Origin of the sequence: Peribacillus loiseleuriae (assembly GCF_001183985.1) — a bacterium.
Classification (GTDB): Bacteria; Bacillota; Bacilli; order Bacillales; family DSM-1321; genus Peribacillus; species Peribacillus loiseleuriae.
On the sequence record NZ_LFZW01000001.1, the window covers coordinates 4,639,126 to 4,651,712 of the forward strand.

The following is a 12,587-nucleotide window of genomic DNA, read 5'->3' on the forward strand; positions in this document are numbered from 1 at the left end:
CCCGATTCGTTCATTATGCCTCTAAGTATTTTTTATCGGCGTATCCCCCAACTCTTCTATAAACCCAAAGGCCGATTGCCACTACAATTAATACGATTGAAATAACTTGGGCAATTCGGAGTGTTTCTGTCAGCATTAAACTATCTGTCCGCAAGCCTTCAATGAAGAATCGGCCGACTGAATACCAAATGACATAGGATAAAAAGATCTCCCCTCTATGCAAATTCGACCTTCTTAAGAATAGCAACAACACAACACCCAACAAGTTCCAAATCGATTCATATAAAAATGTCGGATGATAATAAGATCCTTCTATGTACATTTGATTAATAATAAAATTAGGTAAATGGAGATTTTCTAAAAAGGCACGCGTCACCTCACCGCCATGCGCTTCCTGATTCATAAAGTTCCCCCAACGCCCAATCGCTTGCCCTAATAAAAGACTTGGAGCCGCTACGTCCACAAGCTTCCAGAACGATAATTTCCTTACTTTTGAAAAAACAATAGCAGTTATTACAGCACCGATAATCGCTCCGTGTATCGCAATACCGCCGTTCCAGATTTGAATGATTTGACCCGGATTTTGCGAATAATAATCCCACTGAAAAATAACATAATAAATTCGAGCACTAATAATTGCAATGGGGACGGCAAACAGAATCATATCAACAAAGGTTTCCTTACCAATTCCCCTTCTGTCCGCTTCCCTTGTTGCAATATACAATCCTAGAAGAACACCAAACCCAATGATAATTCCATACCAATGTACTGCCAAAAAACCTAAATCAAATGCAATAGGATTTAACGGCTGTATGTCTTGCTCCATCACATTCCCTCTTTTCTATTCCAAGAAATTTTTCATCCAAGATTCCTTAATCCATCAGTTGGAATGACACTTATAGAGGTTGTTCAAAAAGTCCGATTAAAAAGCCTGCGAATTGCATCAAAGCCCATGAATGACCTTCTGTTAAAATCGCACACGTCATGACGAGCAACACAGAAGTCAGCACATCCTGTGCTAGTCCGGTCCTCAATGTTATTGTACACGCGAAAGGTTTGAGACAAACGCTCGCAGAACTTCCCGACTCTTTTTATCCTCCTTTTTGAACACGCACTTATGAGGCGAAGGTCCACATTAAAATTCTTCATATCCATTTCCAGAAATCGTATTATTCAACCGGCTTGAGAATATTTCAGCTGCATTGACGCCCATTCTTTTCAAACGGAAGTTCATCGCAGCCACTTCTATAATAACAGCTAAGTTTCTTCCTGGACGTACAGGAACCGTTAATTTCGTCACTTCTGTATCAATGATTTTCACTTTTTCCTCATCAAGGCCGACACGATCATATTGCTTGTTCTTTTCCCAAAGCTCCAAATTGATAACGAGAGAAATCTTCTTATTGCTCCTCACAGCCCCTGCACCAAACAATGTCATCACATTAATAATACCCAGTCCGCGAATTTCGAGTAAATGCTCAATCAGCTCCGGAGCATTTCCAACTAGTGTATCCTGATCTTCCTGGCGAATCTCCACACAATCATCCGCAATTAAACGGTGTCCTCGTTTTACCAACTCGAGTGCAGTCTCACTTTTACCAACGCCACTTTTCCCAGTAATCATCACGCCGACTCCATAAATATCAATCAGTACCCCATGGACAGCGGTTGTCGGAGCAAGTTTACTTTCAAGAAAATTAGTCAAGTGACTAAATAGTCGGGTTGTTTTCATACTGGATCTCATTACAGGGACCGATTGTTGTTCAGACGCAAGGATTAGCTCTTCCGGTACTTCATGCCCACGGCTAATAATAATTCCAGGTGTAATATCCCGACACAGATTTTCCATTCTGCTTGTTCTTTCCGACGCACTCAGCTTTTCAAAGAAAGACATCTCTGTCATTCCAAGTAGTTGAATTCTTTCGGCTGGATAAAAATCAAAAAAACCAGCAATTTCTAAACCAGGGCGAGAAAGATCACTTGTAATAATAGGACGGTTAATTCCTTCTTCACCACTGACTAATTCAAGATTGAACGTATCTACCAAATCTTTTACACGTACTTTTGCCATGTATCGTTAGCCTCCCTGGGAGTTAAATTATTTCACTTATAAAGGTAATCTTTATTTTAGCATTTTTCTACAAATATCCAAACAAAGGTTTTGTAAAATCACTCGATACAAAAATAGCCTTTCCAAACTATGTAATATCTAAAGAGGATGTCCCTTATCACAAGGGGTTGACCATGCACCCACAATACAGTTCAAATTAAGCACAAGTACTACTATGAACTGTGTATAGAGTGCGTGGTCAGCCCCTTATGGAACACCCTCTTGTTTCATTTTCATCTGTAATAGAAATTCCAATTTACGATACTGAAATGCCACCAGTTTTCGTATCGGCAAACAAATGAAGAACAGGTACACTATGTTTGGTCGTTTTGAATTTCAACGCTTTTTGAATGACATCATTTTTCTCTTCAATAATTTGAATGCCATCCAAGTTCACATTGAAGTTACCCAGATTCGATTTCAACTCTCCTTCAACCGCAATTCCCGTAGGCAGGAATACATCCAGCTTCCCGGTTACTGTTTTGACGGAAATGTATTCACAATTCGGTTCTTCAACACGACATGTCACTTGACCGGCGAATGATTGTGCATCAAGGTTTTTATAAACTCCATCAACATGAATCGAGCCATTTAATGTTTCTGTCTCAATTTTTTCTATAGTTGCTTGGCGAATAGAAATATTACCATTCCCCGTTTCAGCATCGAGTGTTTTCCCTGTCACGCCTTCGATAGCAATTTTTCCGTTGGCAGTCTTTACTTTAAAATGATTCGCTCTTAAGGACTCTCCTCCAGATATTGAACCGTTAAACATACGGATATACACTTCTTCATACTCTTTATTAGGGATATACAGAGTAACATCAGCTTTTATAGATTTCTGCAATACATGGAAACGTAATTTTTCATCTTCTACTGTAAAATGCACTTCTTTTAACAGCACTTCTCTTGCTTCATCCTGCATTGCGCCGCGATAAACCTTCGCTTGACATTCGATTCTAATTTCGCTGTTAGACCATGGAATAATTTTCGTTTTTCCATTTGCAATATCTATCTCAATCTCTTTAAGCGGAGTTTGATCATGGGTAAAAATATGCGAGATCTCGTGTGAAGCACCAAAATTGAAGTCAAAATCCGATTCTTTGATTTTTTTCACGGCACTCTCTACGAATTCAAAGATTTTCTCTTTTGAAGAGCTGATTTTTTTATTAAAATAATCTTGTTGCTTATTGGTACTTTCTTTATCAAGCACGACGGTCGATAATTCATTGACCAACACTTGTTCTTTCTTCTCTGATTCTTTACTCGCCTGATCTAATTCCTCTAAAATCTTTAAAGCTTCATCCGTTGATAGCTTACCATCTTGAACCATTTGTAGAATTCGCTTTTTTTCTTCATTCATTTTCTTTCCCCTCCAATTTCAATCTATTTATTTCACACGTTTTCTCGATTTTCTCACAAAAATAAGCCGGGATAAATAAGCTAAGCATTTCTTTCTTCCTGTAAATAATTATTGAATCAATTAGGTAGTGCTTTAAGTCAAAAAAATAAAAACACGCTTACTAATTAATACGCCTACTATTCATGAAAGTTTCATCACTTACAAAATTTAACTTCGCTAATTTTAAACGACATAATAATTAACGAATCTAAAGCAGGATGTCGATTAAAATGCATATTGGCATCCGTTTTAATCAATCGTTTGATTAAGCGTATAATCGTAAATTTCTGCAAAGTTCTTCTTTTCACACCGACAAAATATTCACCTATCTATTTCTATCGCATATATCTTTTGAAATGCGCTCTCTCTTCCATTTTAATCAATCGTTTGATGAAGGACAAAGAAGAAGTCTTCAAACATTTCCTTTACACTTCGACAATTTCAAATGACAAAAAAATTAATGAATTTCGCACAATGTATCACTAAAAACACACGTTTGCACTCCTTTTCATCAATCATTTGATTAAGCGCTTTTCTACAAAATTCTTCTTTTAATATGAAACAAGCAAGCCAAATTGGCTTGCTTATACATGTTCATGCTCTTTTTCTTCGATTCTCTTCTCCATTCGGATACGGTCTCTTTCGAGTATAGGTTTTAGATATTTCCCTGTATAAGACCCCTCTACCTTAGCGATCTCCTCTGGTGTTCCAGTCGCGATAATCGTTCCACCTTTATCTCCGCCCTCAGGACCAAGGTCGACCAAATAATCGGCTGATTTAATGACATCTAGATTATGTTCAATGACAAGAACGGTGTCCCCGTTTTCAACGAGCCGCTGAAGGACTTCAAGAAGCCTGGCTATATCATCTACATGAAGTCCTGTCGTCGGTTCATCAAGAATGTAGAAAGAGCGACCATTTGAACGACGATGGAGTTCAGAAGCTAGCTTCACCCGCTGCGCCTCTCCACCCGAAAGAGTGGTTGCTGGCTGTCCAAGTTTAATATAACCTAAGCCAACATCTTGAATCGTTTGCAGTTTTCTACTGATTTTTGGAATATTTTCAAAGAATCCAACTGCTTCTTCCACTGTCAAATCTAGAATATCAGCAATATTTTTGCCTTTATATTTCACTTCCAATGTTTCACGATTATACCGTTTTCCATGACATACTTCACAAGGGACGTATACATCAGGCAAGAAATGCATTTCGATTTTAATGATTCCATCGCCACGGCAAGCTTCACAGCGACCGCCTTTGACATTAAAACTAAAACGACCTTTTTTATAGCCGCGGATTTTCGCTTCATTTGTTGTCGCAAACACATCCCGAATATCATCAAAAGCACCTGTATATGTAGCAGGATTTGAACGCGGTGTTCTTCCGATTGGTGACTGATCAATATCAATGACCTTATCAAGGTGATCGACACCCTTGATTTCTCGGAAAGAACCAGGACGAGCCTTTGCCCGGTTCAGTTTTTGCGCTAATGATTTATGAAGAATTTCATTCACTAACGTACTTTTCCCGGAACCCGAAACACCAGTAACAGCCGTAAATGTACCAAGGGGGAATTTCACATTCACATTTTTGAGATTGTTTTCTTTCGCTCCTTTGATTTCAATATAACGACCATCACTTTTGCGACGTTCTATTGGCAATGGGATAAATTTCTTCCCTGACAAATACTGCCCAGTTAACGAATCGGGATCATCCATTACTTCCTGTGGCGTACCTTCAGAAACAATTTTTCCTCCATGAGCACCTGCCCCTGGTCCTACATCAATCAAATAATCGGCAGCAAGCATTGTATCTTCATCATGTTCAACAACGATGAGCGTATTGCCAATTTCACGCATATTCTTTAGCGTTTCAATCAGACGATCATTGTCTCTCTGATGAAGGCCGATGGATGGTTCATCCAGAATATAAAGCACACCCGTTAAACGTGAACCAATCTGAGTGGCCAGTCTGATTCTCTGTGCCTCTCCACCTGATAGTGTTCCTGCCGCTCTGCTTAAAGTTAAATACTCTAAGCCGACATTAGCAAGAAAGCCCAAGCGTTCTTTAATTTCACGCAAAATTAACTGAGCAATCGCTTGTTCTTTTTCCGTTAAATCCAGGTTTTCAAAAAAGTGAACAGCTTCTTCAATCGAATAAGCCGTTGTTTCACTAATCGTTTTGTTTTGGATGAGGACAGCGAGGCTTTCCTTTTTCAGCCTCTGTCCTTTGCAAGTTGGACAAGCATGTTGAGCCATATATTTTTCCATCTGATCACGGATATAGTCTGAGCTTGTTTCTTTATAGCGACGTTCCACATTATTCAAAATACCTTCGAAGTTTATATAGCTTTCGTGCAACCTGCCATAATCATTTTCGTAACGAAAAAGAATCTTTTCTTTTCCAGAGCCATATAAAATCTTATCCAGCAAATCATCCGACAAGTCTTTAACCGGCGTATCCATATCAATTCCATAATGATCAGCAATGGTTTTCAGTAGTTGCGGATAATATTGCGAACTTGTCGGTTCCCAAGGCGCAAATGCATTCTGATTTAAGGTTAATTCTTCATTCGGAATGACGAGCTGCTTATCGACTTCAAGTTTCGTACCAAGACCGTCGCAATCTGGACAGGCGCCAAATGGGCTGTTAAAAGAAAACATGCGCGGCTCCAACTCTTCAACAGAGAACCCACAATAAGGGCAAGCGTGATGTTCACTAAACAAAAGCTCTTCTTCCCCATTAATATCAATTAATACTTTGCCTTCTCCAAGCTTTAAAGCACTTTCCATTGAGTCGGCAAGGCGCGCTGCTATTCCTTCTTTAATAACGATACGGTCGATAATGACTTCAATCGAATGTTTCTTATTTTTCTCAAGCGTGATGTCTTCCCCTACATCTAAGATCTCGCCATCTACCCGAACTCTCACATAGCCTTGCTTTTTAATGTCTTCAAAAACTTTGGCGTGTGCCCCTTTTCTTCCAGATACAACTGGCGCAAGTACTTGCATTTTTGTTCGATCAGGGTATTCTAAAATTCGGTCTACCATCTGTTCAATCGTTTGTGACGATATTTCAATGCCGTGATTAGGGCATGTCGGCCTACCGACGCGTGCGTAAAGTAAACGTAAATAATCGTAAATTTCCGTCACTGTTCCTACTGTTGACCGCGGATTACGGCTTGTTGTTTTTTGATCAATAGATATCGCCGGTGAAAGGCCTTCAATAGAATCCACATCTGGCTTGTCCATTTGGCCTAAAAATTGTCTGGCGTAAGCAGAGAGCGACTCGACATAGCGCCGCTGCCCTTCTGCATATATCGTATCAAATGCAAGCGATGACTTCCCTGATCCCGACAATCCAGTAAGGACAACAAGCTTGTCTCTAGGGATTGTGACGTCAATATTCTTCAGGTTATTGGCTCTCGCACCAATAACCGTTATTTTTTCCAATGCCATTGTCTTGTCACCCTTCCACTTTCAGCTCGAATAAAAGATCACGAAGCTGTGCTGCCCGTTCGAAATCAAGGGCTTTAGCCGCTTCTTTCATTTCTTTCTCTGTATTCATAATGAGCTTTTCTCGTTCCTGTTTTGTCATTTTAGTGAAACTAGGAGTAGTATTGTATGTTTCTTTATCTTCCGCAGCATGAGTCACACGAATGGAACCACGAACCTCTTTTTGAATAGTTTGTGGAGTAATCCCGTGTTTTTTATTGTATTCTTCTTGAATTTCACGACGCCGCTTTGTCTCACCAATGGCCAATTCCATCGAATTCGTCATGCGATCCGCATACATAATTACATGCCCATTCGAATTCCTCGCTGCACGGCCGATTGTTTGAATAAGCGAACGCTCCGAACGCAAGAATCCTTCTTTATCGGCATCCAGTATCGTTACCAAAGATACTTCAGGAATATCAAGACCTTCTCTTAGCAAGTTAATCCCTACCAATACATCGTATTTACCCATTCGTAATTCACGGATAATTTCAATTCGATCTAAAGTCTTTACCTCAGAATGGAGGTACTGAACCTTAATTCCAATTTCTTTTAAATAATCCGTTAGATCCTCAGACATTTTTTTCGTCAGCGTTGTGACAAGTACGCGCTCGTTTCGTTTGATGCGGTCTTGAATTTCACCGATTAAGTCATCAATTTGACCTTCAATCGGTCTCACTTCAATATTTGGATCTAATAAACCAGTTGGTCTAATAATTTGCGCGACCATTTCTGGTGTATGTTCCAATTCAAACGGACCAGGCGTAGCCGATACAAAAATAGCTTGATTAACTTTCTCCTCAAACTCTTCAAATCGAAGCGGTCTGTTATCTTTGGCGGAAGGCAACCGGAAACCGTGATCAACCAACACTTGCTTTCTCGCCTGATCCCCGTTATACATGCCTCGGATTTGCGGTAAGGTAACATGTGATTCATCTATAACAAGCAGAAAATCCTTTGGGAAATAATCGATCAATGTATAAGGTGTTTCACCAGGAGACTTCAATGTTAAATGTCTAGAATAATTCTCAATACCTGAGCAAAAGCCCATTTCACGCATCATTTCAAGATCATATCTTGTACGTTGTTCGAGGCGCTGAGCTTCGAGAAGTTTGTCTTCCTTACGAAGTTCTACCAACCATTCTTCTAGTTCTTTTTCAATATTCTCAATCGCTATCTTCATTTTCTCTTCACGGGTAACGAAATGGGAAGCTGGGAATATTGCAATATGATCCCGTTCAGCCGTAATTTCTCCAGTTAACGCATCTACTTCACGTATTCGATCAATTTCATCACCAAAAAACTCCACACGAACACAATGTTCATCACGAGAAGCTGGAAATATCTCAACTACATCACCCCGTACACGGAACGTCCCACGGTGGAAGTCGATATCATTTCGTTCATATTGAATGTCTACTAATTTATGAAGCAGTTTATTTCGGTCAATCTCCATACCTGTGCGGAGCGATACAATCATTTCCCGATATTCTTCTGGGGAACCGAGACCGAAAATGCATGAGACACTGGCGACAATAATGACATCTTGGCGTTCAAATAACGCAGAAGTAGCAGAGTGACGCAGTTTGTCAATCTCATCATTAATGCTTGCATCCTTTTCAATATATGTATCTGTAGATGGAACATATGCTTCAGGTTGATAGTAATCATAATAACTGACAAAATATCCAACAGCATTGTTCGGGAAAAACTCTTTGAATTCATTGTACAGCTGCCCTGCAAGTGTCTTGTTATGAGCAATGACTAATGTTGGCTTATTAATTTCTTTGATTACATTTGAAACAGTAAACGTTTTTCCCGTTCCAGTTGCACCTAGCAACGTCTGATACCGTTTCTCGCTTTCCACTCCTGCTATTAATTCCTTAATTGCAGCAGGCTGATCTCCTTGTGGCGAATAGTTGGAGACTAACTCAAATTGATCCTTCACTAAGCGATCCTCCATTCTAAATACGTATTTCTAATAAGCGGAATTTTGCATAGTCTATAAGAGATTGTTCAAAAATCAGGTAAAAAAGCTTGCGAGTTGCTTCAAAGCTCTGTCTCTCCGGCCCTCTCGTTTTGCTGCATACGCGAAAGGTTAGAGACGATCACTCCTCGAACTTCTCAGCTCTTTTTATCCTCCTTTTTGAACACGTACTATAATGAATTTTATCTGTTTTTACCGTTAGGCTTTCGTCTAAATCACTCATATCTATTTATAGCCCTTTATTGAAGCATTCTATACACATTCTACCACAATGGACTACTAAGAAACCAATAATAAGCGAACGTTCATTCGACACCTTTTCGACAATACAAGGAGGTAAGAGGTAAATGTTAGCCAGATAAAGTGAAACTTCCACCAGCTTTTCCCCCCACTGATGGTTAGTTGAACCAAATAGAGGAGTTAGCCGTTTGCACTAGAATCAAGCAGTCAAATATAACTCGGTAAGCCATAGCAAAAATCACATGGCGTGATTTTCACCATGTGTTTATGTGTTTGTTTAATATAGAAATATAAATAAAATGCTAGATTCGTTTTAACATTTTCGACGAATACCAAAACCCAACTGTTAAAGAAAACGCGTCAGCGATAATCAACAACCATGTATGCGTATATCCTTTATATGCCGATGCTGCTATCAATGCGACCGTCAATGCAAGACCGACAAAACGATTAAACGTCACTCTTGAAAATAATATAACAAGTAAGCCAGGAGCGATTAGAGCACATAGAAACTTAACCATTCTTCCATCTCCTTACAGTCTACTGTAATTTTACAGCAAAACCCATTTACTATTTAAGTAGTTTCAGTTTAATTCATTTATCAGATAAAATCCAATTGTTTACGATTTATGATATCAAGTTACGATTCGTAAGGAACATGAGTTCTTCAGTCCAAAAACAAAAGAGCCAAATCCCTATAACCACTCTATCCAGTTCAAACTAAGTGTGTGTCACACTATAAGAGGATGTTCAAAAATTCCGGTAAAAAAGCTTGCGAATTGCTTCGTCGCTCATGAATGACCTTCTGTTAAAATCGCGCACGTCCTGTGCGCAACACAGAAGTCAGCACATCCTGTGCAAGTCCGGTCCTCACGTTTTACTGCATACGCTCCGTTCCTCAGAATTCGCGGCTCTTTTCCTCCTTTTTGAACACGCACTATAAACTGTAAATAGAGTGTTAGGGCTCAGACTCTCTTGGGGCATCTTGTTTTAAACCTTCATTTTTTAATAGGGTTCCGCGTCATGTCCTTTTTTAATTGCTTTTTCAGGCGCCTTATCTCCATCTTTGTTTCCAAGAGGCTTTTGACTGGATCCATCCCTTGAAGCATTTGCCAAGCCTTCTCGTAGACGGCGGCCGTATTCCTCATCCGCTTCTTCTGCAAGAGCAATCATCTTGGCCTGTATTCGACTATCTACTGGTGCAAGCCCTGAAACAAGGTTAGAAATCAACTCATCCTTCTCCCAGTCTTCAAACATTCGGTACGTTTCACCTGCTTGCTTCGTATTGCTTTGGCGATCAATGGATTCCCTCACAAGCTTTCCCTCAATATAAGGGGTAAATTCTTTCCCTTCTTGCTTTGCTTCTTGCAGGCCGCCAAGGAGTGAGGGCTCGTAATTGATATGTGGGTTCTGATTTCCCCCGAGATCAACTCGATATTGCATTTGACCACCGCGTTGATTTGTTGCTACCTTTTTCTTAGGTGCATTAATTGGCAGCTGTAAATAGTTTGCGCCGATACGATGACGCTGCGTATCAGAATAGGAAAATGTCCTACCTTGAAGCATCTTATCGTCCGAAAAATCAAGACCATCAACCAAAACTCCTGTTCCAAATGCTACCTGCTCTACTTCAGTAAAATAATCTGCTGGATTTTTATTCAGAACCATTTTCCCGACTGCAAGCCATGGAAACTGATCTTCAGGCCATAATTTCGTGTCATCTAAGGGATCGAAGTCCAGTTCAGGATGATCACCATCACTCATCACTTGGACAAGTAGCTCCCATTCAGGATATTCACCGCGTTCAATTGCATCATATAGATCCTGTGTAGCATGGTTGAAATTGGTCGCTTGAATTTCTTCTGCTTCCTTTTGTGCTAAATTTTTTATTCCTTGTTTAGGCTCCCAATGATATTTCACAAGAACGGCTTCACCTTCATTGTTCACCCATTTATATGTATTAACACCTGACCCTTGCATCATGCGGTAATTCGCTGGAATGCCCCAAGGTGAGAAGACGAAAGTGACCATGTGAAAGGATTCTGGTGAATTGCAGCAAAAATCAAAAAATCGTTCGTTATCCTGCAAATTGGTAATGGGGTCTGGCTTAAAAGCATGAATCATATCGGGAAATTTAATCGCATCACGAATAAAGAAAATTTTTAAATTATTTCCAACCAAATCCCAGTTTCCATCTTCCGTATAGAACTTCACAGCAAAGCCGCGTGGGTCACGCAATGTCTCTGGCGAGTGGGTTCCATGAATGACGGTAGAAAAGCGAACAAACACAGGTGTCTGTTTTCCTGCCTCTTGAAAGAGCTTAGCCCGTGTATACTTCGAAACAGGCTCATCCCCCGCTTTTCCGTATGCTTCAAAATACCCATGTGCACCAGCACCGCGACCATGTACGACCCGTTCCGGTATTCGTTCCCTGTCGAAGTGACTTATTTTCTCAATGAAATCATAATTTTCTAATGTTGCCGGTCCACGATTGCCAACAGTTCTCATATTTTGATTATTCGTTACAGGATGTCCTTGCCGGTTCGTTAAAACATCTTCTTCTTGATTGGGATCATTTGATTGATTGTTTGACACACTCTTCACTCCTCTAAACTGAACTACTATCTACCTTCCCCATTAACCGGAAATTAATTCCAAATTATATGATTTAAAGGGTTTGTTAGTTTTTTGTAAATACCGTTGACAATTCAATACATTGAATTTATAATTTGTCTTACATTAAGTTATCTCGAATTAAAAATATATAATTTCACTATACTATATTGGGGAGGAATTTTATCATGACAAAAACGAAGTGGGCAATTGACGTAAGCCATAGTGAAGTGGCATTCTCTGTTAAACATATGATGATTTCTAAAGTGAAAGGTTCTTTTAATCAATTCGATGCATCAATCGAAGCCGATCCAGCCGATTTAACAACTGCAGATATCACATTCACAATCGATGTTGCAAGCATTGATACCCGAAGCGAAGACCGTGATAATCACCTTCGTTCAGCTGATTTTTTTGATGTTGAAACATACCCAACATTAACAGTTAAATCTAAAAGCATCACCAAAACTAGTGATGATGAATATGCACTGACCGGAGATGTAACACTACACGGCGTTACTCGCGAAGAAACATTCCAAATTACATTCGAAGGTGAAGCAAAAGATCCATGGGGCAATGATAAAGCTGGATTTAGCGGTTCTGGTAAAGTGAAACGCAGTGATTACGGCTTAACTTGGAATACGGCTCTTGAAACAGGTGGCGTACTTGTTGGTGACCAAATCGCACTAAACTTCGAGATTCAAGCTGTTAAACAAGCTTAATTATTCTAAACTAAAGATT

General features: G+C 39.7%; 8 protein-coding genes. 1 reads left to right on the forward strand and 7 read right to left on the reverse strand.

Annotated features, from left to right (window positions below; genetic code table 11):
• Positions 1–13: 13 nt before the first annotated feature.
• The 7 genes from lgt to AC625_RS21605 form a co-directional block, all read right to left on the reverse strand.
• The gene (gene lgt, locus AC625_RS21575) at positions 14–826 is read right to left on the reverse strand and encodes a prolipoprotein diacylglyceryl transferase (RefSeq protein ID WP_049683146.1); all 813 of its coding nucleotides are present in this window, start codon (positions 824–826) and stop codon (positions 14–16) included.
• A 309-nt stretch (positions 827–1,135) separates the two neighbouring features.
• On the reverse strand, positions 1,136–2,071 hold the full coding sequence (gene hprK, locus AC625_RS21580) for an HPr(Ser) kinase/phosphatase (protein ID WP_049683147.1): 936 nt from the start codon (positions 2,069–2,071) through the stop codon (positions 1,136–1,138).
• A gap of 295 nt (positions 2,072–2,366) precedes the next feature.
• Positions 2,367–3,470: a DUF4097 family beta strand repeat-containing protein gene (locus AC625_RS21585; RefSeq protein ID WP_049683148.1), complete on the reverse strand. Its 1,104-nt coding sequence runs from the start codon at positions 3,468–3,470 to the stop codon at positions 2,367–2,369.
• 623 nt (positions 3,471–4,093) lie between these two features.
• Entirely contained in the window at positions 4,094–6,967 is a 2,874-nt protein-coding gene (gene uvrA, locus AC625_RS21590; RefSeq protein WP_049683149.1) for an excinuclease ABC subunit UvrA, read from the reverse strand.
• 7 nt (positions 6,968–6,974) lie between these two features.
• Entirely contained in the window at positions 6,975–8,954 is a 1,980-nt protein-coding gene (gene uvrB, locus AC625_RS21595; RefSeq protein ID WP_049683150.1) for an excinuclease ABC subunit UvrB, read from the reverse strand.
• A 581-nt stretch (positions 8,955–9,535) separates the two neighbouring features.
• Positions 9,536–9,754 (reverse strand): CsbA family protein, encoded by a 219-nt coding sequence (locus AC625_RS21600; protein WP_049683151.1) that lies wholly within the window; start codon positions 9,752–9,754, stop codon positions 9,536–9,538.
• Between the two features lie 484 nt (positions 9,755–10,238).
• Positions 10,239–11,828, reverse strand: a complete 1,590-nt coding sequence (locus AC625_RS21605) for a catalase (RefSeq protein WP_049683152.1) — start codon at positions 11,826–11,828, stop codon at positions 10,239–10,241.
• Between the two features lie 206 nt (positions 11,829–12,034).
• Here AC625_RS21605 and AC625_RS21610 point away from each other — a divergent pair, with 206 nt between their 5' ends.
• Positions 12,035–12,568 (forward strand): YceI family protein, encoded by a 534-nt coding sequence (locus AC625_RS21610; protein WP_049683153.1) that lies wholly within the window; start codon positions 12,035–12,037, stop codon positions 12,566–12,568.
• Positions 12,569–12,587: the final 19 nt, after the last annotated feature.